The sequence below is a fragment of the Ferruginibacter sp. SUN106 genome, assembly GCF_050611765.1.
In the GTDB taxonomy this organism is placed as follows: Bacteria; Bacteroidota; Bacteroidia; order Chitinophagales; family Chitinophagaceae; genus Ferruginibacter.
In genome coordinates, this window is record NZ_JBODJC010000001.1 from 656,540 (window position 1) to 681,727 (window position 25,188).

25 protein-coding genes are annotated in these 25,188 nt (G+C 37.8%); 18 read left to right on the forward strand and 7 right to left on the reverse strand.

Annotation, left to right across the window (positions count from 1 at the left end; genetic code table 11):
• Positions 1 to 25: 25 nt before the first annotated feature.
• From ACQ334_RS02610 to ACQ334_RS02625, 4 genes are all read right to left on the reverse strand, one after another.
• Positions 26 to 1,810: a hypothetical protein gene (locus ACQ334_RS02610; RefSeq protein ID WP_430986603.1), complete on the reverse strand. Its 1,785-nt coding sequence runs from the start codon at positions 1,808 to 1,810 to the stop codon at positions 26 to 28.
• A gap of 86 nt (positions 1,811 to 1,896) precedes the next feature.
• Positions 1,897 to 2,355, reverse strand: coding sequence for a GNAT family N-acetyltransferase (locus ACQ334_RS02615; protein ID WP_430986604.1), 459 nt, complete (start codon positions 2,353 to 2,355; stop codon positions 1,897 to 1,899).
• Positions 2,356 to 2,357: 2 nt separating this feature from the next.
• Positions 2,358 to 2,816: a hypothetical protein gene (locus ACQ334_RS02620; RefSeq protein WP_430986605.1), complete on the reverse strand. Its 459-nt coding sequence runs from the start codon at positions 2,814 to 2,816 to the stop codon at positions 2,358 to 2,360.
• Between the two features lie 2 nt (positions 2,817 to 2,818).
• Entirely contained in the window at positions 2,819 to 4,045 is a 1,227-nt protein-coding gene (locus ACQ334_RS02625; protein ID WP_430986606.1) for a trans-sulfuration enzyme family protein, read from the reverse strand.
• A gap of 66 nt (positions 4,046 to 4,111) precedes the next feature.
• On the opposite strand from ACQ334_RS02625, the gene ACQ334_RS02630 reads away from it, so the two are divergent.
• Complete coding sequence (locus tag ACQ334_RS02630; RefSeq protein WP_430986607.1) at positions 4,112 to 4,606, forward strand: DinB family protein; 495 nt, start codon at positions 4,112 to 4,114, stop codon at positions 4,604 to 4,606.
• 56 nt (positions 4,607 to 4,662) lie between these two features.
• Here the strand turns inward: ACQ334_RS02630 and ACQ334_RS02635 are convergent, their stop codons facing one another.
• Positions 4,663 to 5,373 (reverse strand): hypothetical protein, encoded by a 711-nt coding sequence (locus tag ACQ334_RS02635; protein ID WP_430986608.1) that lies wholly within the window; start codon positions 5,371 to 5,373, stop codon positions 4,663 to 4,665.
• Between the two features lie 22 nt (positions 5,374 to 5,395).
• Positions 5,396 to 6,514 carry a tRNA 2-thiouridine(34) synthase MnmA gene (gene mnmA / locus ACQ334_RS02640; protein WP_430986609.1) on the reverse strand — a complete coding sequence of 373 codons (1,119 nt, stop codon included), beginning with the start codon at positions 6,512 to 6,514 and terminating at the stop codon, positions 5,396 to 5,398.
• A gap of 190 nt (positions 6,515 to 6,704) precedes the next feature.
• Here mnmA and ACQ334_RS02645 point away from each other — a divergent pair, with 190 nt between their 5' ends.
• From ACQ334_RS02645 to ACQ334_RS02725, 17 genes are all read left to right on the forward strand, one after another.
• Positions 6,705 to 7,499: a thymidylate synthase gene (locus ACQ334_RS02645; RefSeq protein WP_430986610.1), complete on the forward strand. Its 795-nt coding sequence runs from the start codon at positions 6,705 to 6,707 to the stop codon at positions 7,497 to 7,499.
• Between the two features lie 138 nt (positions 7,500 to 7,637).
• On the forward strand, positions 7,638 to 8,285 hold the full coding sequence (locus ACQ334_RS02650; protein WP_430986611.1) for a hypothetical protein: 648 nt from the start codon (positions 7,638 to 7,640) through the stop codon (positions 8,283 to 8,285).
• An 84-nt stretch (positions 8,286 to 8,369) separates the two neighbouring features.
• Positions 8,370 to 9,971, forward strand: a complete 1,602-nt coding sequence (locus ACQ334_RS02655) for an OmpA family protein (RefSeq protein WP_430986612.1) — start codon at positions 8,370 to 8,372, stop codon at positions 9,969 to 9,971.
• A 106-nt stretch (positions 9,972 to 10,077) separates the two neighbouring features.
• Entirely contained in the window at positions 10,078 to 10,569 is a 492-nt protein-coding gene (locus tag ACQ334_RS02660) for a dihydrofolate reductase (protein ID WP_430986613.1), read from the forward strand.
• The gene (locus ACQ334_RS02665) at positions 10,566 to 11,150 is read left to right on the forward strand and encodes a hypothetical protein (protein WP_430986614.1); all 585 of its coding nucleotides are present in this window, start codon (positions 10,566 to 10,568) and stop codon (positions 11,148 to 11,150) included. Before ACQ334_RS02660 ends, ACQ334_RS02665 begins: the two co-directional genes overlap by 4 nt.
• A 1-nt stretch (position 11,151) precedes the next feature.
• Positions 11,152 to 11,949, forward strand: a complete 798-nt coding sequence (locus ACQ334_RS02670; protein WP_430986615.1) for an O-methyltransferase — start codon at positions 11,152 to 11,154, stop codon at positions 11,947 to 11,949.
• Between the two features lie 101 nt (positions 11,950 to 12,050).
• Positions 12,051 to 13,175 (forward strand): Re/Si-specific NAD(P)(+) transhydrogenase subunit alpha, encoded by a 1,125-nt coding sequence (locus ACQ334_RS02675; RefSeq protein WP_430986616.1) that lies wholly within the window; start codon positions 12,051 to 12,053, stop codon positions 13,173 to 13,175.
• Between the two features lie 80 nt (positions 13,176 to 13,255).
• Entirely contained in the window at positions 13,256 to 13,564 is a 309-nt protein-coding gene (locus tag ACQ334_RS02680; RefSeq protein WP_430986617.1) for an NAD(P) transhydrogenase subunit alpha, read from the forward strand.
• A 75-nt stretch (positions 13,565 to 13,639) separates the two neighbouring features.
• The gene (locus ACQ334_RS02685; RefSeq protein WP_430986618.1) at positions 13,640 to 15,076 is read left to right on the forward strand and encodes an NAD(P)(+) transhydrogenase (Re/Si-specific) subunit beta; all 1,437 of its coding nucleotides are present in this window, start codon (positions 13,640 to 13,642) and stop codon (positions 15,074 to 15,076) included.
• A 246-nt stretch (positions 15,077 to 15,322) separates the two neighbouring features.
• The gene (gene cysC / locus ACQ334_RS02690; RefSeq protein WP_430986619.1) at positions 15,323 to 15,919 is read left to right on the forward strand and encodes an adenylyl-sulfate kinase; all 597 of its coding nucleotides are present in this window, start codon (positions 15,323 to 15,325) and stop codon (positions 15,917 to 15,919) included.
• The gene (locus ACQ334_RS02695; RefSeq protein WP_430986620.1) at positions 15,916 to 16,740 is read left to right on the forward strand and encodes a sulfotransferase; all 825 of its coding nucleotides are present in this window, start codon (positions 15,916 to 15,918) and stop codon (positions 16,738 to 16,740) included. The genes cysC and ACQ334_RS02695 overlap by 4 nt, the downstream gene beginning before the upstream one ends.
• Positions 16,741 to 16,805: 65 nt before the next feature.
• The gene (locus ACQ334_RS02700) at positions 16,806 to 17,933 is read left to right on the forward strand and encodes an OmpA family protein (RefSeq protein WP_430986621.1); all 1,128 of its coding nucleotides are present in this window, start codon (positions 16,806 to 16,808) and stop codon (positions 17,931 to 17,933) included.
• A 52-nt stretch (positions 17,934 to 17,985) separates the two neighbouring features.
• Positions 17,986 to 18,636, forward strand: a complete 651-nt coding sequence (locus ACQ334_RS02705) for an alpha/beta fold hydrolase (RefSeq protein WP_430986622.1) — start codon at positions 17,986 to 17,988, stop codon at positions 18,634 to 18,636.
• Positions 18,626 to 19,135: a hypothetical protein gene (locus tag ACQ334_RS02710; protein ID WP_430986623.1), complete on the forward strand. Its 510-nt coding sequence runs from the start codon at positions 18,626 to 18,628 to the stop codon at positions 19,133 to 19,135. Before ACQ334_RS02705 ends, ACQ334_RS02710 begins: the two co-directional genes overlap by 11 nt.
• A 120-nt stretch (positions 19,136 to 19,255) precedes the next feature.
• On the forward strand, positions 19,256 to 21,733 hold the full coding sequence (locus ACQ334_RS02715; protein ID WP_430986624.1) for a DUF5686 and carboxypeptidase regulatory-like domain-containing protein: 2,478 nt from the start codon (positions 19,256 to 19,258) through the stop codon (positions 21,731 to 21,733).
• Between the two features lie 53 nt (positions 21,734 to 21,786).
• On the forward strand, positions 21,787 to 22,629 hold the full coding sequence (locus ACQ334_RS02720) for a maleylpyruvate isomerase N-terminal domain-containing protein (protein WP_430986625.1): 843 nt from the start codon (positions 21,787 to 21,789) through the stop codon (positions 22,627 to 22,629).
• A 74-nt stretch (positions 22,630 to 22,703) separates the two neighbouring features.
• Positions 22,704 to 24,209 (forward strand): DUF4394 domain-containing protein, encoded by a 1,506-nt coding sequence (locus ACQ334_RS02725; protein ID WP_430986626.1) that lies wholly within the window; start codon positions 22,704 to 22,706, stop codon positions 24,207 to 24,209.
• A 125-nt stretch (positions 24,210 to 24,334) separates the two neighbouring features.
• Here ACQ334_RS02725 and ACQ334_RS02730 read toward each other — a convergent pair whose 3' ends face one another.
• A complete protein-coding gene (locus ACQ334_RS02730; RefSeq protein WP_430986627.1) occupies positions 24,335 to 25,075 on the reverse strand; it encodes a hypothetical protein in 741 nt (246 codons plus the stop codon).
• Positions 25,076 to 25,188 lie beyond the last annotated feature (113 nt).

Consider the following 25,188-nt stretch of genomic DNA (forward strand, 5'->3'; position numbering starts at 1 on the left):
CAGAAGAGTTAGAAAAGAATAAATACTATTTGCGTCTCGTTCTGAACGAGGCAGAAATAGTATGTTGAATATTCGGGTTGGCAGTTTCAAAAAATACTCCGGAAAAATTACCGGCTATAAATTGGCCTACAGGCCCAAATTCAGTTATGTGCAATGTAGTGGTGCCAGGCGACAAAGGTCTGGCATTAACTATGGTACCTGAGTAATAGTTGGATATATATTGATAACTGTTTAGTGTGGGGTTATGGTTATCGAAATTAAGCATTATATGTGTGTTGGATATAACTCTTTCATAAGCCCAAATCCATCCTTCGGGTGTTCCTATTGTACCACCAAGACTAATTGAGTCTTGAGGCATGGTTAATAAATGGCTTATTCCATCTTCGTTATAATAAAAAAACTCTGCAGCAGAAATACCACAGGCTTTTATATCGCCAACATTGTTAACTCCGGCAGCGAGTGTTATATTAAGTGAGTTGCTTTGCTGTAAAGTTGATGCATCTTCACCAACCAAAATAACAGCTGCCGCATTGCCACAGAGTACTTTTGAAAAATTAAAAGCACCTGCGCTATTTATATCATACTTCGTACATTGATTAGGCTCTAATACAATAACATATCCATTTGTAACCGGGCTATTGTTACAATTTGTAACTGTTCCGGAAATTATTGCAGTAGATGAATTGTTGATTGTTACACTACCTAAAGAAACAGGTGTATTGGTTGTTGTAAATGTTTGCGAATACGACGGTCCACTACACAGCGAACCGAATACTTCTAAAAGCAATTGACTATTATCTGGTACTAATCCGCTAACATAACCCAATGCGTTAGTGTAGCCGGCTGTGGCATTGAACGGATTAGCCACAGATGATATTTTAACTCTGGTATTTTGGATAGGTTGTCCTGTAGAACTTATAACAGTGCAATTAAATTGTACAAAATTACTCGGTACATCATAATTCCAAAAAGAAAAATGACTTACATCCCCTATATAATTACTGCCGGTTTTTGTTGCGCTGCCGTCTTGTTTCCATAGGCCGGTAGCTTCCTCTAAATACCATAGAGGAATTGATGCAGGTGCTGTTGAAGATAATGCGGTTGGAACCGGTAAACTTAAAGTTGCTTTTTTGCCGGTTGAAATTTGTAAGAGTTCACCATTGCTACCAGTTAATTCTACCGCTGCCATTCCGTAAGAAGTAAGCAGCTGTGTATAACCTTCTGTATTTACACCCCGTAAGTCACCCGGCATTATATTAGATAAGTCCTTACTTGTTGGATCTATCCAGGCGGCACTAACGGTTATCATACCAGTGTAAAAATTACCAGTGCTTACAGTAATGGTACTTCTGGCCGATAAAGTGATACTTAGGCCATTGGTTAATGCAACGGTACCACCTGTGTTTCCATTAATAATTCCTGCAATCTTTTTAGGAATTAGTTTTATTCTGAAAAAAGCACTTTTGCCAGTAACTGCAATATGAGTTTTGACATTCTTGAAATATCCTGTTTTAGTAACAGTAACCGTTGCTGCATCTTTTACCACCTCAATATTCTTTGCTTCAAAATAACCGTATTTATCTGTAGAGATTGTAGCAGTACCAAACTGAACGCTGGCATTTTTTACAGGCAGGTCGTTTTCATCCGTTACAAAACCACTTACAGAAGAGCTTACTTTGGTAGTTAAATCGGGCGGGCTTAATAAGGTGTTTTCATTAGTATTCTTCCTGCAACCTGTAAAAACAGCGATGCTGCAGCATATGATAACAGGTAATACTACCAGAATATTCAACCGGAAATGTCTTCTCATAATGATGTATAAGCGTTAGCTGATATACGGACAAGATACATTATAAAAAAGTTGCCTGCAATAAGAAGTATGGAGAAAATAAAATACTATAAAGGGAAATTGATACTGCAATTCACCCATTCGCCATCAAACTTTACCCCATCTAATTTTTTATAAAAATTTATCGCCGGTTCATTCCAGTCTAATACCTGCCACATCATGCCACTGAATTGTTGTGCTTTACATTCTTCAATAAGGCTATCAAACAATAATTTACCAATGCCCTTGCCCCTCATTTTTTCGGTAACCAGCAGATCTTCTAAATACATGCGTTGCCCTTTCCAGGTACTGTAGCGTACATACCACAATGCAAAACCTTCTACCCGGCCATTCTCTTCGGCAACAAATGCCCACCACACCGGGTTTTTTCCAAAGCCGCTTTTTACAAAATGATCAAAGTCTACTGTTACTTCTTCGGGAGCTTTTTCATACAATGCTAATTCGTTAATGAGTTCCATCATCCTTACACAATCTTCCTGTACTGCTTTTCTTATAATTACTGGCATGCTCAAAATTTTATGACTGAAAATACAACTGTTAATTGTAATGTTATGGCAATAGCCAGGCAAATGACCCAGCCCCAAAACCATTTAAGTGATACGCCTGAGTTTTTTACATTGCTGAAATATAAAGCAATCATTACCGCCACTGCAATCAACAAAGACGAAACAAAAAATATTGCTGAATTATTATTACTCCATGTAGCCATTACCGCATACGGCAATAAAATTATTGAACCCACCAAACAGGTTGCGCCAATATTTTTTATAAAATCCCATTTTTTATTTTTTAAAAAGAAAAAGGCCAAAGCAATTTGCAAACTCCATTTAGCACCTGCAATACCTGTTGATAATAATTTTTGCTGCAGGCTGCTGTATAGCGGGCATACATCTACAAACCACCAGGTAATTGCAGTAGAGAGTATAAAATAAATTATAGCCAGGGAGATCTTTTTGCTGTCGTTCATATTTATTGCAAGGCCTGGTCTAAGTCCGTTAAAATATCCTGTACATTTTCAATACCTACACTCATGCGTATCAGGCCATCGGTAATGCCATACAATTCTCTTTTCTCTTTAGGCACACTAAAATGCGTCATGCTTGCTGGGTGACAAAGTAAAGTATCGCAGGTGCCTAACGAAACTGCACGTATGCACATCTGTAAGTTATCGATACATTTTTTAGCTGCTTCCAAACCATCTTTCATTTCAAAGCTCAGCATAGCGCCGGGATGACGCATTTGTTTAGCACCGGTTTTATAATCCGGGTGAGAATGTAATCCTAAATAATTCACTTTACTGATAGCAGGATGCTGTTCTAAAAAATTAGCTACTTCCATTGCATTATGGCAATGGCGATCCATGCGCACTTCCAGGGTTTTCATACCCATGGTTAATAAGAAGGCATCAAAAGGATTACTGTTGCCACCTAATAAACGATGCACTTTTGTGACATGCGTATTCATTTTTTCTATGTCTCTGCCGATCAATACACCGCCAATGGCAGTACCATGCCCGTTTAAAAATTTTGTAGTGCTGTGAAAAACATAATCCACGCCGTACTTAAAAGGCTGTTGTAAGTATGGGGTTGCAAAAGTATTATCACAGGCAACAATTAAGTTATACTGTTTAGCAAGATTGGTAAGTGCTTCAATATCTACACAATTTAAAGTAGGATTAGCAGGGGTTTCCAAATACAACATTTTGATGCTGCTATCTGCTTTCATCAGTTCTGCTGCTTTATTCAGATCTCTCAGGTCGGCAATGATAGCTTCAATGCCCAACGGTGGTAAAATTCTTTCCACTAAATCCTGTGTGCCGCCGTACAATGAAAAATGAGTGAGTATTTTATCACCACTTTTTAAATTGCTGATGAGTAATGTACTTAATGCCGCCATACCGCTGGAATGTAAAATGGCTTTTAACTCCAAAGGATTGCCTGCATGATTGGTAACACCAAAACTTTCCAGTGCTGCAATTTTTTCTTCTGATTCTGAAATGGTAGGATTACCCCAGCGACTGTAGATATAACCTTTTTCTTCGCCGCTAAACCTGCGCATGCCTTGCTCTGCTTCATCAAACACATAAGTGCTGCTGGCGTAAATGGGAGTTAAGTGTGCATAGTTAGGATCGGTGGTGTGACCAGCATGGATGGCGAGAGAACTGAAACCTGTAAGCGGCATTTTTTTATCAGACATTTTTTTTAATTGAAACTGTTGTAAGTAATAATTGATAATTTAGGGCATTCAAAAGTACAGAAAACCATGAAGGAATTATTACAACAGTATGCCGGTTATAATGTTTGGGCCAATAATATTTTATTTGAAAGAATACGGAAGCTTAGTGAAGAAAAGATACAGCAGGAAATAGTAAGCAGTTTTCCCTCTGTGTACAAAACGATAGTGCATATGTGGCAGGCCGAAAATATCTGGTGGCAACGCCTTCAGTTAGTAGAAAATATCAGCCCTTTAAGCGAAACTTTTAAAGGCAGTTTTGCTGATGCAGTTGCAGGCCTTGCCCTTCAAAGCCGGCAATGGGCTGACTGGGTAAATGGGGCTAACGATACTCAGTTAACTGATGTATTTGCATTTGTACGCAATAAAGAACCGTTTACCATGAAAGTAAATGATATGTTGTTACATCTTTTTAATCATGCCACTTTTCATCGTGGGCAACTGGTAACTTTATTAAGGCAACTGGGCGAAACGGATAATATTCCTTCCACCGACTTTTCTACGTATACCAGGCTCAAAAACTAGGGCAATAAAAAAGCTGCATTGTACATGCAGCTATATTTTTTTTGCAAGAATTATATTTAGTTGTGGTCGATCATTTTTAAAATAACGCCATAAGAATTATCAGAGTATGTGCCGTTAGCATTGCCTTTGTTCCAGTATAAAAAATTACGGTACACCAAACCAATACCTTTTGCATATTTTGCTTCACTAAAAGTTCTGTCAATTGCAGTCTGGTCATCTATTTCTGAAACTTTAATGGTACTGTCTACTGTTAAGGTGCCAATTTTTGCAGGCATGTTCAGACTATCATAATAATAATCCCAATCATCATAATATTTAAGATAAGGCGTTTGCGAATTAGTATTGATGTAAGAATTGCCTTTCCAGGTATAATCCTGCTGAATAGGTTCTTTTAATTTCATGAAGCGAAGATTGTTCTCTACCCATTCAAGTGTAGTGCCGGTATTGATAGCCATAAAAGTATTATCAGCCACCCATGCAGCGGTTGGTGTACTGCGGATGTACCTGATAATACGATAGCCGGGCCTGCCCAGGTTATCAGTTATTTGTGCGTCCACTACCTGTTTTACCTGGTAGCTTTTTGTAGAAGCTGAAGTACCGAAATTATCGTAGTAAACAATAGAATCTAAACTATAGGTGATGTATTTACCCACTGCTAAAGGGAAATAATCGCTTAACGGGGCAGTAGGAAATTTTTCTGTAGTTTTTTTACAGGCACTAAAAGTAACCAGTGAAGCGGTGGCAATAAAGGAAAATAATTTTCTCATAAGTTATACATTACAGACGCTATTATAAGCTAAAAGGCTGCTCATTCCGCTGAATAACTCCTCCACCAATCACATCATCACCTTCATAAAAAACAGCACTCTGCCCGGGGGCAATACCTTTTACATTATCATAAAAACGTACATTGATGCCATTTTCGTATGTGAAGAGGTTAGAAAGCGCACCTTTATCTTTATAGCGGATCTTTGTTACGGCTTCCATACCTTCTGTAACACCTTCATATTTTAACCAGTTGAGTTTGGTCACTTTCATTTCGGTGCGGTTCAGGTCATCTTCTTCGCCTAGTACAACGGTGTTGGTTTCGGGGATGATCTCAGTTACAAATGCAGGTTTTCCTAAAGCAATGTCTAATCCCTTACGCTGCCCGATGGTATAAAAAGGATAGCCTTTATGTTTGCCTAATATTTTACCGTTTTTATCTACAAAAGACCCTCCATCCACTCTTTCTTCCAGGCCTTCTACCTTGCGTTTTAAAAAACCACGGTAGTCATTATCGGGCACAAAACAAATTTCGTAGCTCTCGCTTTTTTTAGCCAGTTCGGGGTAGCCAAAATCATGCGCCATCTGGCGTATTTCTGTTTTGCGATACGTACCCAAAGGCAAAATAGTACGGCTTAGTAAATCCTGCTGTAATCCCCACAGGGCATAGCTTTGGTCCTTGGTTTCATCTAAACCTTTACGTAAAAAATACCTGCCGTTGGTATGCTGGTGCACCTGGGCATAATGACCGGTACTAATGAAATCGCAGCCCAACGCATCGGCACGTTTCATCAGCGCACGCCACTTGATATGCGTATTGCACATCACACAGGGGTTGGGCGTGCGGCCGGCAATATATTCATCTACAAAATTCTCAATTACAAAATCGCCAAACTCTTCCCGTATGTCTAATATAAAATGCGGGAAGCCATGTTGTACAGCAGCTTGCCGGGCATCATTAAAACTATCCAGGTTGCAGCAGCCGGTTTCCTTTTTGCCCGATGTGCCCACACTGGTGGCATAATCCCATGTTTTCATGGTAATACCCACTACTTCATACCCTTCTTTATGAAGCATCAAAGCCGCCACAGTACTGTCTATACCGCCGCTCATCGCCATTAAAACTTTTCCTTTTTTACTCATGATAATTTCTCCGCTGCAAAGATAAAGAATAGTTGATGGTTGATAGTTGATAGTTGATAGTTGGGGTTTTCGATTTGGGGAGTTTTTAATTTTTCCGGCGGTAAGTTGGTGTAAATGATGCTGTTAATTTTAAACAGTTTCTGAATAACTTTCAACTTACCACTTTCAACTTTTCACTTACTTTGCAGCCATGCAACAATACCTTGATCTAGTTAAACATATCATAGACACCGGAACCGATAAAAGCGACCGCACCGGCACTGGCACAAGAAGCGTTTTTGGTTACCAGATGCGCTTTGACCTTAGCAAAGGATTTCCATTGGTTACCACCAAAAAAACACATTTAAAAAGTATCATTTACGAATTGCTCTGGTTTTTACAGGGCGATACCAATATCGGCTACTTAAAAGAACACAATGTAAAAATTTGGGACGAATGGGCTGATGAAAATGGCGATCTGGGGCCCGTTTATGGTAAGCAATGGCGCAGCTGGACTGGTGCCGATGGTGTGGAAGTAGACCAGGTGAAAGACCTGATTCACCAGGTAAAAAATAATCCCGACAGCAGGCGTATGATCATTAGTGCATGGAATGTGGCGGAATTGCCAAAGATGAAACTGATGCCTTGTCATTGTTTGTTTCAGTTCTATGTCGCTAACGGAAAATTAAGTTGCCAGTTGTATCAGCGTTCAGCAGATGTATTTTTAGGCGTGCCTTTCAATATTGCCTCCTATGCTTTATTAACCATGATGATTGCACAGGTTTGTGATTTGGAACCGGGAGAATTTGTACACAGTTTTGGCGATGTGCATTTATACAGCAATCATTTTGAACAAGCTAACCTTCAATTAACACGTACACCATTTCCATTGCCAACAATGAAAATCAATCCCGAAGTAAAAGATATTTTCAGTTTTAAATATGAAGATTTTGAATTGCTGAATTATGAAAGTCACCCGGGTATAAAGGCGCCGGTAGCGGTGTAAGATATTTTCCCACAAAGCCACAGAGGCACCAAGCCAGGATTATAGAAAAGGCTAGAACAAGAAATTAAGATTTTCTCGGTGGCCTTTGCGCCTTTGTGAAATATTTTTCGCATCAGTCCACTAAATAAAACCTGCTCAATGAATCTTCTAAATAAAATAACCAATCTATTTTCTAAAACAACAGCAAATGCTCATGTAGCCTCTGAAGATTTCTCTCACCTCTATTGTGCAGATGAAAATTTTTCAGAAGAATTTTATTCTAATCTTATCAGAACAATAATTTATACAGAAAATATCATCAGCAAAATTGAAGATATTTCCAAGGTAAATTATACAACAATACTGCGTTCGGTAAATCCTGTTTACGAGGGTAAACCATTCTACACTTTTACCAATACTCCTTATGGCTATATAGCCAACTCAATATATCACCCCTTTAATTATGAAATCATTTTACAGCAAGGGTTAACTGTAAGAACAGAGACAGTGTTACCGAAAGGCGATCTTAAAAAACTCGGCAGAATCCTTGTGTTTGACAATGATATAACTACCTATGACGGTGCGGCCGCAGCTGAAAGTGGATTTGTTGACAATGGAGATATTCCTCCATTAGACACATGGTTTTATGTTACAAGAACAAATTTATATTGCTGGATACCAACAATGTTTATAGATAAAATGGCTGATGCAATTGCAGTAGAGATATTTGATAGCTATCACTGGCTTGATAAATCGGAACCCTTTTTGTACCTGGAGATTTTTAAAAAACTCAACCATATAAGCTAAAAGCATTTCGCTGATTATATTTATTTGCCCGATCACATATTAAATTACTCACTTTTTCGTTGTTACATAAGCCAATTTTATCTTATGAAGACAACTTTTACTTTTTGTGCCCTTATTACATTGCTTTCAACCGCTGCAGCACAGCCTGCTATTGATACCACTTTAAAAGAGCAAAAGGAAAACGTAATTAAAGAATCCACCATCATCAAGGTGGAAAACCTTGGAGAATTGATCAATACCGATCACCCCGAAATGCGGCCCACTATTTCTGCCGATGGGGATCTGTTGTTCTTTATCCGCCAAAACGATCCTGCCAATATTCAGTACCAGACAGTACCCAATTCGCAGGATATCTGGTATTCCACCCGGGATAGTGCCGGAAAATGGAGTAAGGCCAAACATTTAAGTGCTAAAGTAAATGCCTCGCAATACAATGCGGTGTACTGGATATCTCCCGATTTAAATACCATTTTATTAAAAGGTTCTTTTATCGACGGCCAGTATTTGGGTATGGGGGTGAGCATGATCCACAAAAGACCTGATAACAGCTGGACCAATGCCGAAATGCTGAAGATCAGGAATTTTAATAAGTTCAGTTTTACACAGCAGATCGGCGCTTCGATGGGCCACGATGGAAAGACTTTATTGTTTTACATGACCGATAAAAAAAATAGTACCGACAATGACTTGTACGTTTCTTTTTTAGAAGGTAATGATATCTGGACAGCACCTAAAAGTTTAGGTAAAAAAATTAACCTGCCTGATTATAATGAGATGAGTCCGTTTATTGCGGCTGATGGGGTTACCTTATATTTCAGCAGCGACAGGCCCGGAGGTTTGGGTGAAAATGATATCTGGATGAGTAAACGTTTAGATGACAGCTGGACGAAGTGGAGTGATCCTGTAAATCTTGGGGCACCAATAAATACTGCGGGCTCTGAAGCATTTTTTACTTTGGACGCCGGTGGCGAATATGCTTACCTTACTTCCAGCGATGGAGCTTTTGGCGCCAGTGATATTGTAAGGGTAAAACTTTTAGAAAAAGAAAAACCAAACCCTGTGGTATTGGTGAGTGGCAATGTATACAATGCAAAAACCAAGGAACCATTAACGGCACAATTGATCTACCAGACATTACCTGATGGTGCCGATGCCGGCAACGGCGTGAGCAGTCCTATTGATGGCTCATTTAAAATTGTTTTGCCCTACGATAAAAATTACAGCATCAGGGCATCAGCAGATAAATTTTTCGCTATTTCAGAAAATTTAAATTTAGATTCTTTAATAAAAGCAGGCTACAAAGAAATTCATAAAGACCTGTATTTAGCACCGATAGAAATAGGACAGGTATTTCGTTTAAACAATGTATTCTTTGATTTTGATAAATTTAATTTAAGGCCGGAATCCTTTGTGGAACTGGATCGTGTAGTGAAATTCTTAAATGATTATCCCAATGTGGAAATTGAAATGAGTGCACACACCGATAGTAAAGGTTCGGATACTTATAACTTTACCTTAAGTGATAACAGGGCGAAATCGGTAAGAGAATATATTTTATCCAAAGGCATTGCCGCATCAAGAATTATATCGCAAGGCTATGGCGAAACCAAACCTGTTGCCACTAACGAAACAGATGAAGGCCGCCAGCTGAACCGCCGTGTAGAGTTTAAAATTCTAAAGAATTAAAAGTTAGCCACAGATTGCACAGATTACACAGATAAAACACAATTTGTGTAATCTGTGCAATCTGTGGCAAAAAAACATTCGCAGCAGATTCCTTACTTTTGTTTTTATGATCTCAATAATTGTAGCAGCATCCGAAAATAATGCCATTGGCAGGGAAGGTGAATTACTGTGGACCTTACCCAACGATATGAAGTTTTTTAAAAACACCACCTGGGGTTTACCTGCCATTATGGGGCGTAAAACTTATGAGAGTTTAGGTAAGCCGTTAGCCGGCAGAATTAATATTGTAATTACAAGGCAGGCCGGATGGAATGCAGAAGGCGTGATGGTGGCAAAAGATATTGAAGAAGCCCTGGCAAAAGCTGCTGAAGCTAATTGCAAAGAAATATTTATTATCGGCGGTGGCGAAATTTATAAACAAAGCATGGAGGTTACCGATAGAATTTATTTAACCCGTGTACACCATTCATTTAATGATGCCGATGCTTTCTTTCCTGTGATAGATGAAAATATATGGACATTAAAATCCAACGAAGATTTTGATTTTGATGCAAAGCATGCTTACGCCTATTCATTTCAAGTCTGGGAAAAGAAATGAATTTTACTGTAGAATATTACTTTTATTTTTTTTCCGGCACTTATATGCAGCTTCATCTTTTTGCTGCGATTTTATTTTTACTTGGGGCTACATTTCTAAAAGGCAATTATAAAACAGAATCCTATAATCTTTTGTATGTCTTTAATACGTTAGCGGCCTGGTGTATTCTTTTATATTTATTGTTCTATTTGGGAGAATTATTTTTAGCCTGGTATGGACAAAATTCATACGAATGGTATGCTTTTAGCTCTGACAATACTTCTGTAATAAATACATTGCCATGGATGTTGGTTAAAATATACTTTCCTGTAGTATTAGGATTATTGCTTTTTTTTAGAAAATTAAGAAGTAACAGATGGTTTACTTTCATTTTTTTACTGGTAACAAATATTGACTTAATAGAAAAGCTATACAATCGTTTTTCAAGAGATTATCTTCCTTCATATTGGTCTTTCCCGGGTCTAATAAGCCTTTTAGATATTTTACTTGGTTATTTGGTGATTTTGATTTTGCTGGTTGTTATTTATTTCATTGCAAAGAAAAGAAACAAACTTCCTTGCCCTTCCGTATTTTTGAAATAGCATGTACAGCAAATTTCAGTTAACTAAAAAATACCTGCACTATTATTTTACCGCTTCCAATGGAAAAGGCCATGGTATTCATTCACCTTTTGTATTTGATTTTATTATTAACGTACTGAATGATAAAAAAAAATATGATTGTTATAATGACATTGAAAAACGAAGATTGGAATTATTAAACGATGCAACAGTTATTGAAGTAGAAGATTTTGGCGCCGGTTCATCGGTTATAAAAACCAATGCAAGAGTGGTGAAAAAAATTGCACGATCTTCTTTAAAGCCAAAGAAATTTTCGCAGCTGTTATTCAGGATGGTGCAATATTACCAACCCAAAACAATTGTGGAATTGGGAACTTCCTTCGGTATCACCACTGCTTATCTTGCTTCAGGTAATACCAACGCACAGGTATCTACCTGCGAAGGTGCAAAAAATATTGCCCATATTGCAAAACAAAGTTTTGAGCAACTCAATTTGAAAAATATTATTTTAACCGAAGGCGATTTTACAACAACCTTACCGCCGCTTTTAAATCAATTACAAACAATCGATCTTGCTTTTGTAGATGGCAATCACCGCAGATTGCCTACCCTGGATTATTTTACACAGCTGCTTAAAGTTTCCACACCTTCAACCATTCTTATTTTTGATGATATTCACTGGAGTGCCGAAATGGAAGCTGCCTGGAATGAAATTAAACAACATCCTGCTGTAACCCTTACTATCGATCTGTTCTTTATAGGCATTGTTACTTTAAATAATGATATTAAAGTAAAACAACACTTCGATATCCGGTTTTAATGATCATTGTCACCATTAGTTGAAAATTACTGTTTAAAGTCATGTTGATTTTTTAAGGAGATAGAGCCAATTTCTGTACCTTAGCAGCAATTAATTTTCTTATGACAATAGGCGTTTTAAAAGAACCATCCCCCGAAACCAGAGTCTCTTTACTGCCAGAACATTTAGCTACCCTTAAAAAATGGAATGTAAATGTTTGTATCGAAAACAATGCCGGCGCTATGGCTTTTGCCAATGATGACAAATATACTGAGGCAGGAGCAACGATACAGTCAAGAGCACAAATTCTGCAAAACAGTGATATCATTTTATCCATAAACACACCCGATAAATCCGAAATCGAAAATCTAAAATCAAAAATTGTATTGGGTGTTTTTCAGCCTTTATTTAACGCACAATTGATGAAAGACTGGTCTGCAAAAGGTGTAACAGTTTTTAGCATGGATATGCTGCCACGTACCACCAGGGCACAAAGTATGGATATACTCAGCAGCCAGGCTAACATTGCAGGGTATAAAGCAGTGTTGACAGCAGCGAATCTATTTCCTAAATATTTCCCCATGTTTATGACAGCAGCAGGCAGTGTACCTCCTGCAAAAATGCTGATACTGGGTGCAGGTGTTGCAGGCTTACAAGCCATTGCAACTGCAAAACGTTTGGGGGCAGTAGTAGAAGTTTTTGATACCCGCCCTGCAGTAAAAGAAGAAGTAATGAGCCTGGGTGCAAAATTTGTAGAAGTGGAAGGTGCAGCTGATGCCAGTAAAGCCGGCGGTTATGCAGTAGAACAAACAGAAGAATTTTTGCAAAGACAAAAAGCAAAAATAGCTGAGAGTGTAGCCAAAGCAGATATTGTAATTACTACAGCACAAATACCCGGTAAAAAAGCACCGGTATTAATTACCACTGCCATGATCGAAGGCATGAAGAATGGCTCAGTGGTAATAGATTTAGCCGCAGCTACAGGCGGCAATACAGAATTAACTAAAACAGACGCCACCGTAATTCATAATGGTGTAAGTATTGTAGGTAACTCTTATTTAGCAGGTACGATGCCAAGTGATGCCAGTAAATTATACGGAAAAAATATCCTTAACTTTTTGCAACTGGTCATTACTAAAGAAGGTGCCATCAATTTAAATTTTGAAGATGATTTAGTGAAAGGTACTTGTGTGGTACATGATGGAGTAATCACTAATGAAAGAATAAACGCAATAATTAATGGATAATGGTGTAATGAATAATGGATAATGCATTCAATACAACCATCAATTAACTAATCAACCAATAAACTAATTAACCAACCAAAATGGAAAATATTTTAGCATGGATTTCTGAAAATCAACAGATCATCTACATCGTTATCCTGATGATATTTGTGGGTATAGAAGTGATTGGCCGTGTACCCAGTGTGTTGCATACGCCTTTAATGAGTGGCGCAAATGCCATACATGGTGTGGTGATCATTGGTGCTATTATTGTAATGGGCAAAGCAGAAACAGATAATTATTTAGCATTAGGCCTGGGTTTTTTTGCCGTGATACTCGGTACATTAAATGTGGTGGGTGGTTTTGTGGTAACAGATAGAATGCTGGAAATGTTTAAGAAGAAGAAATAATAACACGAATTAAAACTAATAACACGAATTAAAAATCTCAGCGGCGGCTGCGTCTCTGCGTGCAAAATATAAACAATGGAATTGAATCTTTTGACACTCTGTTATCTTATTGCTTCAGTAACTTTTATCCTTGGATTGAAAATGTTATCCAATCCTGCAAGTGCACGTAAAGGAAATTTAGTAGCGGCATTTGGTATGACCGTTGCCATTTTCGGTACTATCTTTTTATTTGAAGACAATGGCGAAAAGCTGCACAACTACATCTGGATATTTGCAGGTTTATTAATTGGCACTGTTGCTGGAACGCTCTCTGCAAAAAAAGTAAAGATGACGGCTATGCCCGAGATGGTGAGTTTGTTTAATGGAATGGGTGGAGCCTGTGCGGCATTAATTTCTGCCGCAGAGTTTTATCATATTTATAAATTGCACGAAGCATCTCCTGAAACACCGTTTGCAGAACTGGCCACTGTTGGCCATTACATCACTATTGTTGCAGGTGCCATTATTGGTACCATTTCTTATACCGGTAGTATAATTGCATGGGGAAAGTTGAATGGGAAGGTAAAAGATTTTTCTTTTAAAGGTCAGCATATTGTAAACATGATTGTGCTGGTATTGGTAATTGCAACAGCAGTATGGGTTTATCAATCCAATATCGGCAGTATGTATATTCCGTTTTTGCTGATTGGATTTTTTGCATTCATCTACGGGATATTATTTGTAATGCCGATTGGTGGTGCAGATATGCCGGTAGTAATTTCTCTCTTGAATTCTTTCACCGGTGTAGCTGCTGCCTGCGGTGGATTTTTATACGATAACAAAGCGATGCTTACCGGTGGTATATTAGTTGGTGCAGCAGGAACTTTGCTTACCATACTGATGTGTAAAGCGATGAACCGTTCTTTAACCAATGTGTTGATTGGGTCTTTTGGTGGTGGTAATAAGGCTACTGTTGAAGGCGGCCCTGCAAAAGCGCAAGGCAATTACAAAGAAATAAGTTTAGCCGATGCTGCAATGGTAATGGGCTATGCTACCAAAGTAATGATCGTTCCGGGTTATGGTTTAGCTGTAGCGCAGGCGCAACATATTTGCCATGAACTGGAAAAAATATTAACTGAAAAAGGAGTGGAAGTAAATTATGCTATTCATCCTGTAGCAGGACGTATGCCCGGCCACATGAATGTATTGCTGGCAGAAGCTGATGTGAGTTATGATAAACTGATGGAGATGGAAAATGCAAATGATGAATTTAAAACTACTGATGTGGTGTTGATATTGGGTGCGAATGATGTGGTAAACCCTGCTGCAAAAAATGATCCTGCCTCACCCATCTATGGAATGCCCATATTAGAAGTTGAACAGGCCAAAACGGTAATTGTAAATAAACGTAGTATGAAACCCGGTTATGCCGGTATTGAAAATGATCTCTTCTTTCAACCTAAAACAAGTATGTTATTCGGCGATGCTAAAAAAGTTTTACAAGACCTTTGCGCCGAAGTAAAAGCAATTTAAACTACTGCAATAATTTATAACAACGATTTTTTTTAAGCAGTTATGTTAACCGCTTGTAAATTAAAAGCTGATTAAAATAGGATTAAAAAATTTTAATGCTATTACTTCACTACGTGTATTATTTTTGTTCTGCTATCACACACAAAATATTTACCCAACCATTTTAATTTATTGTTCATCTTTTTATTGAACAGGTTTTAAACTGTTCTGTAAAAAGTAAGTCCATTCATTTTAAACAAAACTAAAATGATCATTCAATTTTGTGGGTTGTCGGGTTCGGGTAAAAGTACATTAGCAAGAGCTGCAGAAGCAGAACTACTAAAACAAGGTATTGAAGTAGAGATCATCGATGGTGATGAATACCGTGCCACCTTGTGTAAAGGCTTAGGATTTTCCAGGCAAGATCGTTTTGAAAATATGCGCCGTATGGCCTTTGTGGCACATCAACTGTCCAAACATGGCGTTGTAGCTATCATTTGCGCTATTAATCCTTATGAGGAGATACGTACTGAAGTTAAAACGACTTATCCCAATGTATTAACAGCATTCATCGATTGTTCTGTTGAAACATTAAAGATACGTGATACCAAAGGTCTCTATCAAAAAGCATTTCTTCCCCTACATCATCCGGATAGAATTAATAACCTTACTGGTATCAATGATCCGTTTGAAGAGCCGTTAACCCCGGATATTTATATCAATACAGATAATGAAACTATCATCAGTTGCGTAAATAAGATGGTGGTTTTTGTAAAAAAGAATTTGAATAAAAAACAATCTGTTCTTTTACCGGGTTATTTAAAAAACAATATTCCTTTTTTTAACCGTTACATTAATTCATGAATTCTAAAGTACTCATCATAGCAGGAATGCATCGCTCCGGTACATCAGTTGTAACCCAGTGGTTAAATCGTTGCGGACTTTTTATTGGTAATAATTTATTAGGTCCCGGTATTGGAAATGAACAGGGGCATTTTGAAGATGCAGATTTTTTAAGCCTGCATCAGAAGTTTTTGAAAAAACGAAATTTTCCTGATACCGGTTTAATTACAAAAGCAACCGGCAGTTTAACCGAAATAGAACAGATGGAATTGAAGGGCATGCTGGAAACAAAGAACCGGAAACATGATGAATGGGGATGGAAAGATCCACGTACCTGTTTGTTTCTGGGCGAGTACAGTAAATTAATTCCTTCTGCTTATTATGTTATAGTAGTGCGGAATTTTAATGCTACTGTAAGCTCTCTGATTACAAGGGAATTTAAAATGAATGAAAAACGGTTTCTGCAAAAAAGAGGGTTATCTAAACTGAAATGGCAGTTATTTAAAAGAAAAAGCCTGGAGAAAATATTTGAAAAAGAAACGGACCGGTTTTTAAAAGTGTGGGTGCATTATTATGAAGAGATCTTACAACATGCCCGCTCTTTGCCAACTGATAGTGTAGTGTTTTTAAATTATAATACGTTGATGAAAGCAGATGCAGATATTTTTTCAACCATCAGGGATCAGTGGCATTTTGCTGTAAATTATTTTCCTTTTACAAATGTGTATAAAAAAGAATTGCTGAGTGAGGAGCAGGATATAAAAAAATATATTAAAAATAAAGACCTGGAAGCAAGGGCACTGGCAATAGAAGAGTATATGATGCAACATTATGCTTTGTAAATTTCCTACGGTTCAATTTTTAAAAAGCTCACTTATGCATTTAATTTTTTAAATTGCCTTAAAAATTGAATCCATCAAAGTACAGGCGCAGTTTAATTATAATTTTTTTCTTTTTATTTTGTTGTAGTACTGTAGAAGCACAAAACCTTTTTGCCAACCCGGGTTTTGAAGCTATTAATAACTGCATTGAATTTAAAGCCGATTGTTCACCTGAAGCATGGTTCAATATTCCCGCCGGTAATTTTTTAGTGAATGGTCGCATTGCCCCTAGGCCTGTAATTGGCAATATGGTTTTGATTGTACCCGTTGGCAGTGTGCTTGCAAATTTTAATCACCCAAGATATGTATACACCGGTTTATGCTGCCAGTTGGTAGCGGGAGAAAAGTATGACCTTTCTTTTTATCTGAATACTGCAAAAAACAATTTTAAACAGCTGGCTTTTTATTTTACAGAAAAAGAGCCTATGCTGGCTACAGTTAAAAATTTGTCTGCAACACCTTCAGTAATTATTACAAAAGAAAATGTAGATGGCGATTATAAAGACTGGAAGCATGTGAAATGCGAATACCTTGCAACAGGCAATGAAAAATTTTTTACGATTACCACTGCCGGGCTTGCTGAGGTGGAATATAGTATGGGTGACGCCATGAATAAAAGCGGCGATGTTTTATATTTTATAGATGAAATTAAGTTACAAGCTCAAGGTAATGCACCAGTTTGCGCCCAATACGAAGCCAACATTACAAAAATGTTCGACTATAATTATCGCCACACAAACAACGTTCCTGTTTTTAAAGAAGAACCCGTTATTGCACCGGTTGTAAAATTTACAACGGATACAATTGTTATTCCCGATCTGTTATTTGATATAGGAAAATATGATCTGAAACCAGGATTGAAAAATATCCTCGATAGTCTTGTTACAAAACTTACCATAAAAAAATTTTTAACTATCGGCATCACAGGCCACACTGATAATTCCGGTAACGAAAATAAAAACCAGGTACTTTCTGAAAACAGGGCGATAACTATAAAAAATTATTTGACAGAAAAAATTCCCGGAGCTGCTGAAAAAATAACTGCTGCAGGTAAGGGGCAGTATTTTCCTGTAGCAGAAAATGCCACTGCTACCGGAAGACAAAAGAACAGAAGGGTGGAAATTGTGATCACTTATCTGAATATTAACAAATAGAGTTATTGAGTTGCAATTTTTGCAGCCAGCTTCTGATAGTGTAATTTGCATTATGACAATTTATTTTCTTAGCGGACTTGGTGCCGATAAAACGGCCTTTAAGTATTTGACATTTCCAAAGGGTGTTACTGCTGTATTTATAGACTGGCTTGCGCCAGAAAAAAATGAAACAATACAGGAGTATGCAAAAAGAATAGCGTGTAAAATAGACGTTTCAAAACCTTTTATACTTATTGGTTTATCTTTTGGCGGTATGCTTGCTACTGAAGTAATTGAATTTGTAAAACCAGAAAAAACGATACTGGTTTCCAGTGCTGCAAGAAGACAGGAATTACCTGTATATTATAAACTTGCAGGTGTACTTGGTTTAAATAAGTTACTGCCTAAAAGAAGTATTCACAAGAGTAATATTTTTACAAACTGGCTTTTTAGTATTTCGGCAAGCAATGATAAGATACTGTTAGAGGAAATACTTACTGCTTCCAATCCTGATTTTTCCAAATGGGCCATCAACGAAATTGTAAACTGGAAAAGAACCACGGCTCCTCCAAATATTATCCGCATACATGGCGATAAAGATAAAGTATTACCCATAATCAATTTTAAGCCGCAACATCTTATAAAAAAAGGCGGACATTTTATGATTGCTAACAGAGCCAATGAAATTTCATCGATACTTACAGCAATAATTAATGAAAAATAACAAAGCATATACTTGGGGCATCAGGGGTTTAAGCCTTATTGTATTTTTTCGTTTGCTGTTGTTACTGTTTTTAAGTTATCAAACAAGGAATATTGGAACTTTTGTTTACAAGATGCCTGCTATAAGAATTTTTACATGGCTTGAAATTGCTGTAATGCTATTGGTGATACTGGAAGCTGTTACTTACGGTGTATTAAAGAATAAAATACAAGCTAAAGCCTGGATCAGGTTACATGTATGGAGCCTGTTCTTTGTCATGTTTTTTATACCATTACTTATGATGGGGTTAATAATGATTGGTTTGCTTTACATAGATAAGAGCGAATTAAAAGAGTTGATGCCCCGGATCAATACTGTACGCTATTATCTTGCCTGGGCATTAACAATAACAGGCCATGGTGCTTTTATTATTGTACTCATAAAAAGTTTAAGTATAAAAAATGAAACCGGGGCTGTTGAAACGCCATCGGGCATTCTTGATGAATTTACCAGTGAGTAAAGACAGTTATGGTACAGCCCTCCTTATTTATTTGTTAATTAATATCTAATAAATAATTACTGTATACGGCTCTCAAAGTTTTATCGCATTTTTATAATCCTTAACCTGGCCAACTGTATTATGCGATCGATCCTTTTAATTATTTCCATTAGTTTTTCTGTCCCTGCTTTTAGCCAGTATCATAAGGTATATGGCAAGATCACCAATGGCAGGCAAGACCCACTGGCCTTTGTAAGTATACAGGTAAAAGAGATCAGGCAAGGCACTGTTACCAAAGAAGATGGCAGTTATTCAATTGCATTGGAAGAAGGAAAGTATGATCTTGTAATTACGTTAGTAGGTTATAAGCCACAGGTTATTACTGTAATTGTTGGCAAAGCAGATTACCTGCAGAATATTATTATGGAAGCGGCTGATGCCACCAATCTTTCTGAAGTGGTGATAAAAGGAAAAAACCGTGACAGGGCAGAAGAATACATTCGTAATGTAATAAGAAATAAAGATGCTGTTGAAGCGGCTTCCGGTGCTTATTCCTGCAAAGTATACATTAAAGCATTGCAGGAAGATTCTTTGCCGCAGAAAAAAAGCAAAAAACCGATAAGCGATTCCTTATTAAAAATACAACAGGCCAATGCCGAACTTAACCGTATGGCAATGGCAGAAATTGTATTGCAACTCGATCATGGTTCCCCTAAAAATATTAAAGAAGAAAGAACGGGTATAAAAAGAAGAGGCAATACACAGAGTTTATTTTTTCTTTCTACAACTGAAGGCGATTTTAGTTTGTATAATAACCTCATCAATATTCCTTCTGTTTCGCAAACACCTTTTGTATCGCCGTTAAGTTATAGTGGTTTGCTGGCCTATCGCTATAAAGTAATAAAGACGGAGATCGTAAACGGGAGAAAAATATTCACCATCAGTATTAAGCCACGGCAATTAAGCAACGCTACAGTAGAAGGAGAAATAACTGTGGCCGACAGTCTTTGGGTAGTACTGCATACTAAGTTGCGCTTACCTAAATATCATTTGGCAGAGTATGATTTTTTTGAAGTGGAGCAACAATACAGTTTGATACACGATAGCGCCTGGATGCTGAGCCGGCAGCAGTTTACTTACAACGCTGCTTCCGGAAAAAAGAAATCGTCAGGCCGCACAGTTGTTAGCTACAATAATTTTGAATTGCACAAACAGTTTGAAAAAAAATATTTTGGTAACGAACTGAGTGCAGCTACAATGGAGGCGTATAAAAGAGACAGCACTTTCTGGCAAATTAATCGTACCGAACCACTAACCGAAAAAGAAGTTCGTTTTATTCATTATAAAGATAGTATTTACAGTGCCACACATACCAAAGCCTATCTCGATTCGATGGATAGAGTGATCAATAAAATTACTTTAGCCAATATCTTTATTAAAGGGCAGAACTTTAATGACCATGTAAAAAGAAGGAACTGGTATATTCCACCTATTCCAAATTTATACCAACCATTGCAGTTTGGTGGCACCAGGATACAACCTTCATTTTTTTATTTTAAAACTTATGAGTCCAGGAAAAATGTAAGCCTGTTTACAGAACTCAGTTATGGTATCAGAAATAAAGATATTAACGGAAGTATTCAGTTGAACAGAATGTATAATCCATTTAATCGTGGTGCTTATACTATACGGTTGCAAAAAAGTTTTGATTATATTTTTAATGGCGATGCCTGGATAAATATGATTAGCAGAAGCAATCTTTATCTTAACCAGGGACTGGGTGCAGGCCATAGTTTAGAATTAGCAAACGGATTGTTTTTTTATTCAGATGTGGATATGGCATTCCGCCGTTCATTAAAAGATTATAAAAGAGGAACGTTTCTCGATAGCTCTTCATTAGGAAATATATTCGACAGCAGTAGTAACCAGGTGGCAGTTTTTGAACCCTACAATGCTTTTTACGGAACGCTGAAGCTGGAGTATACACCACACCAGCGTTATATACGTGAGCCCAAAGAAAAAGTAATACTCGGTTCTTCATGGCCCACATTTTATACGCTGTGGAAAAAAGGTATCCCACAAATATTCGATAGTAAAGTAAATTTTGATTACCTGGAATTTGGTGTGAAGCAATCTATTAAAATCGGTACCGTAGGCATTTCGTCGTACACTTTAAAAACCGGCTCCTTCTTTAATACAAAAGACTTGCGACTGGTGGATTACAAGAGGGAAAGACGAGGCGATCCGATTTTCTTTTCCAATCCCAACGAAGCATTTCAATCCCTGGATTCTACCTTTCCAGTTTTTAAACGTTTTTACGAAGGGCATTATGTGCATGAATTTAATGGTGCCTTGCTAAATAAAATTCCATTCTTTAAAAAGATCGGCCTGCGTGAAATTGCCGGCACAGGTTTTTTAATAGCACCCGAAAGAAATAACCTGCGTTACATTGAAGTATTTACCGGTGTTGAAAGAGTATTTAAATATCCCTTTAATCAAATGGGTAAATTTAAACTGGGTGTTTATGTGTCCGGTTCTGCAGCCAATCAATTCCGCAATCCGGTGCAATTTAAAATTGGTGTAACTACCTGGGATAAGAAGAAAGGGAAATGGTTTTAACTAAACTGTTTTTATTTAATTGCTTTTGATAGCTTTGTATCATTTACTGTGTGATGCAAAATACTACCAACCAAATACCATTACAAACCTTACATCTTTTTCCGGCTCTGGATAAAGCATTAATTGATCTGCTTCAATCATTAACTGCAGAAGAATGGCAATTGCCAACCATTGCAAAACTGTGGACCGTTAAAGATATTGCATCGCATTTGCTGGATGGCAACCTCAGAACAATTTCTTATTACCGTGACAACTATCTCGAAGCAGTGGGTAATATTAATTCCTATGCCGACCTGGTGGTTTATCTCAATCAATTAAACATGTCGTGGACCAATGCTACCAAACGATTAAGTCCGCAGGTACTGATTGAATTGCTGGCATCAACAGCAAAAGAATATATAGAACAGTTACAAAAACTCGATCCTTTTGAAACAGCAACATTTTCAGTTGCATGGGCCGGCCAGGAAAAATCGGCCAACTGGTTTCATATTGCCCGGGAGTATACCGAAAAATTTATACACCAGCAACAGATACGTGAAGCTGTTGGCAGGCAAGCCATTCTTACCAAAGAATTATTTTACCCTTTCATAGATACCTTCATGTATGCATTGCCGCATACCTACAGAAATGTGGAAGCGGTAACAGGAACAGTAATACAAATAAAAATACTTACTGATATTGGTGGCGAATGGAATATTGAAAAAACCGGATCGGGATGGGAATTGAAAAAAAATATTACTTCTACGCCTGTAGCCATCGTTAATATTACTCCTGAAATTGCCTGGAAACTTTTTTCAAAAGGCATTACACCAGAAGAAGCACTCAAAAAAATTACCATTAACGGCCATGAAAAATTGGGTGCTGTTGCATTGCAGATGATATCGGTGATGGCCTGAAAATAAAAATTAATTTCTCTAAAACCCATGTTGTTGTTTCTCCGTAAATGCTTGTAAAGCAAAATTAACGACACATGAAAAAATTAATCTTTATCCCTGTTTTAGCAGCAATTATTGTAGTTTTTACCGGATGTAATAAAGACGACGATACGATGGTAACACCACCGGTTACTGTAGTAAAACCTGATCTTGTATTCTTCGGTATTTCATCCTCTAATCAATTAATAAAATATAATGCTAACGCTGTAGAAAATGTCGCAGCTCAGTTTACTATTACTGGTTTACAAACAGGCGAGAATATTTTAGCCATCGACTTCAGGCCTGCAACGGGGCAATTGTACGGCCTTGGCAACAGCAGCCGTATTTATGTTATTAATCCGGAAAGCGGGGCTGCAAGGGCTATTGGATCAACAGCTTTTACTCCTGCGATAAGCGGTACAGTTACAGCTTTTGATTTTAACCCTACAGTTGATCGTATACGTGTGGTAACCAATACCGGGCAGAATTTAAGATTGAATCCTGAAACAGGAACTGTAGCAGCAACAGATGTGGCTATTAATCCTGCTGCTGTAATTACCGGTGCAGCGTACACCAATAGTGTTGCAGGCGCAGCCTCCACAACGTTGTTTGATATTGACGGACAAAAATTATATAAACAAGACCCACCGAATAATGGTACGCTGGTAGAGGTAGGTAGTTTAGGTATATCGGGTATGGGTAGCAGTGATTTTGATATCAGCCCCGATAATAAAGTAATACTGGCACCAATAACTGTTGCCGGTGTAAATAATTTATACCAGGTAGATACCGCTACTGGTAAAGCTACTAATTTAGGTACATTGGCCACCCCGGTTATCGGCTTAGCTATCCCTACAAGGCCTGTTGCTTACAGTACTGATAACGCTAATAATTTATTGATCTTTAATTTAACAAGTCCTGGTACGCCGGTTACAAAAGCAATTACCGGTTTACAGGTTGGTGAAAATATTTTGGGTATAGACATGCGTCCTGCAACAGGCCAGTTATATGCATTGGGAAGCAGCAGCAGAATTTATACTATCAATATGTCCAGCGGCGCAGCAACTGCGGTTGGTACAGCACCTTTTACAACACTTTTATCAGGTACTTCTTTTGGTTTTGATTTTAACCCTACTGTAGATCGTATAAGAGTAGTGAGTAACACCGGGCAGAATTTACGTTTAGATCCTAACACCGGTTTAATTGCCGCAATAGATGGCAGTTTAAACCCTGGTGTACCTGCGGTTGCTGCTGCAGCATATACTAATAATTTTGCCGGAGCCACTACAACTACTTTATATGTAATTGATCCGGCAACAGATAAATTGTATATGCAAAACCCTCCCAACAATGGCACATTGGTTGAAGTAGGGGCATTAGGTATTAATGTAGAAACTGATAATGGATTTGATATTGGTGGCAGTTCTAATAAAGCTTACGCATTATTGACAGTAGGCACCATGTCAAAAATTTATACCATTAATTTAAGTACAGGTGCTGCAACAGCCGTAGCAGATATTGCGGGCCTGGCAAGAGGTTTTGCAGTTGGTTTAGGGTTTTAAATATTTCATGGCTATAGTTTGTTATCCTACATCCGGCAGATTCTTCTGCCGGATTTTTTTACATAAAAAGATAATAAAAAAGATGACAACCTTTACGGCTGCCATCTTTAATCAAAAACCAGTCTCTAGTATTTTTTTGCGATGGTGTAATAAAAGAATGTTGGCGGACCTTCTACTCCGGCAGCAGCCATTTTATCTTTCAGGTCTTTTGAAGCCATAAATGCTTTTGCTTTTGCCATATCAGTAATAGCAAAAACTATTCTTACCAAATGATTATCATCAATGCTATGCCCAACTACCCGGTCTACAAGGCCGGCATCCAGTCTTGCCTGTTTGTGGCTGTCAAATTCTTTTTTCCAGGTATCCCAGTCTTTTACTTTGTGGGTAACCATTACACGGGCAACGGTATTAGCCATAGTGCTGGTGTCCATCATTACGTTCTCTTCAAAAAACATAGTAGGCACTCCAATCACACCACCCTGTTTCATTTTTTCTTTCAGTGCAGGCGAGTTGGCCATTGCTTTTGCTTTTGCAGGATCAGCCATTTTTAAAGCCACCAATACAGTATTAGAATCCTTATCCATTCCTCTGCCCAAAACATAATTACTCAGGCCATTGGCCATTCTTGCAGAATCATCCGACTCATACAATGGCAGCCATTTGGTGTAATTGGCCACTTTGTGAATAATAACGGCAACATTAAAAAGAGGTGCCGGGGTGGGCGCAGTTTCTTTGGGCTTTGCGGCAGATGTATCAGGAGTTGCAGCGGTGGTGGGTTCAGTTTTTTTATCATCTGCATTATTGCAGCCCGTAAAAACAAATGCCATAATAATTGGAATGGCAGCCAAAAATTTGAATTGCTTCATTGTTGGTTAAATTTTTAGAATTAACAATAAAATTTCAATGTAGTACAGCGCAATCGTTTAGAAGGGGAGATGATTGACAAAATAAAGTTTATATTTCATTAATGCAAGAGAAA

Excerpts from the sequence above, each read along its gene's own strand:
- ACQ334_RS02610 (WP_430986603.1), bottom strand. The coding sequence starts at position 1,810 with ATGAGAAGACATTTCCGGTTGAATATTCTGGTAGTATTACCTGTTATC.
- ACQ334_RS02615 (WP_430986604.1), bottom strand. The coding sequence starts at position 2,355 with ATGCCAGTAATTATAAGAAAAGCAGTACAGGAAGATTGTGTAAGGATG.
- ACQ334_RS02620 (WP_430986605.1), bottom strand. The coding sequence starts at position 2,816 with ATGAACGACAGCAAAAAGATCTCCCTGGCTATAATTTATTTTATACTC.
- ACQ334_RS02625 (WP_430986606.1), bottom strand. The coding sequence starts at position 4,045 with ATGTCTGATAAAAAAATGCCGCTTACAGGTTTCAGTTCTCTCGCCATC.
- ACQ334_RS02630 (WP_430986607.1), top strand. The coding sequence starts at position 4,112 with ATGAAGGAATTATTACAACAGTATGCCGGTTATAATGTTTGGGCCAAT.
- ACQ334_RS02635 (WP_430986608.1), bottom strand. The coding sequence starts at position 5,373 with ATGAGAAAATTATTTTCCTTTATTGCCACCGCTTCACTGGTTACTTTT.
- mnmA (WP_430986609.1), bottom strand. The coding sequence starts at position 6,514 with ATGAGTAAAAAAGGAAAAGTTTTAATGGCGATGAGCGGCGGTATAGAC.
- ACQ334_RS02645 (WP_430986610.1), top strand. The coding sequence starts at position 6,705 with ATGCAACAATACCTTGATCTAGTTAAACATATCATAGACACCGGAACC.
- ACQ334_RS02650 (WP_430986611.1), top strand. The coding sequence starts at position 7,638 with ATGAATCTTCTAAATAAAATAACCAATCTATTTTCTAAAACAACAGCA.
- ACQ334_RS02655 (WP_430986612.1), top strand. The coding sequence starts at position 8,370 with ATGAAGACAACTTTTACTTTTTGTGCCCTTATTACATTGCTTTCAACC.
- ACQ334_RS02660 (WP_430986613.1), top strand. The coding sequence starts at position 10,078 with ATGATCTCAATAATTGTAGCAGCATCCGAAAATAATGCCATTGGCAGG.
- ACQ334_RS02665 (WP_430986614.1), top strand. The coding sequence starts at position 10,566 with ATGAATTTTACTGTAGAATATTACTTTTATTTTTTTTCCGGCACTTAT.
- ACQ334_RS02670 (WP_430986615.1), top strand. The coding sequence starts at position 11,152 with ATGTACAGCAAATTTCAGTTAACTAAAAAATACCTGCACTATTATTTT.
- ACQ334_RS02675 (WP_430986616.1), top strand. The coding sequence starts at position 12,051 with ATGACAATAGGCGTTTTAAAAGAACCATCCCCCGAAACCAGAGTCTCT.
- ACQ334_RS02680 (WP_430986617.1), top strand. The coding sequence starts at position 13,256 with ATGGAAAATATTTTAGCATGGATTTCTGAAAATCAACAGATCATCTAC.
- ACQ334_RS02685 (WP_430986618.1), top strand. The coding sequence starts at position 13,640 with ATGGAATTGAATCTTTTGACACTCTGTTATCTTATTGCTTCAGTAACT.
- cysC (WP_430986619.1), top strand. The coding sequence starts at position 15,323 with ATGATCATTCAATTTTGTGGGTTGTCGGGTTCGGGTAAAAGTACATTA.
- ACQ334_RS02695 (WP_430986620.1), top strand. The coding sequence starts at position 15,916 with ATGAATTCTAAAGTACTCATCATAGCAGGAATGCATCGCTCCGGTACA.
- ACQ334_RS02705 (WP_430986622.1), top strand. The coding sequence starts at position 17,986 with ATGACAATTTATTTTCTTAGCGGACTTGGTGCCGATAAAACGGCCTTT.
- ACQ334_RS02710 (WP_430986623.1), top strand. The coding sequence starts at position 18,626 with ATGAAAAATAACAAAGCATATACTTGGGGCATCAGGGGTTTAAGCCTT.
- ACQ334_RS02715 (WP_430986624.1), top strand. The coding sequence starts at position 19,256 with ATGCGATCGATCCTTTTAATTATTTCCATTAGTTTTTCTGTCCCTGCT.
- ACQ334_RS02720 (WP_430986625.1), top strand. The coding sequence starts at position 21,787 with ATGCAAAATACTACCAACCAAATACCATTACAAACCTTACATCTTTTT.
- ACQ334_RS02725 (WP_430986626.1), top strand. The coding sequence starts at position 22,704 with ATGAAAAAATTAATCTTTATCCCTGTTTTAGCAGCAATTATTGTAGTT.
- ACQ334_RS02730 (WP_430986627.1), bottom strand. The coding sequence starts at position 25,075 with ATGAAGCAATTCAAATTTTTGGCTGCCATTCCAATTATTATGGCATTT.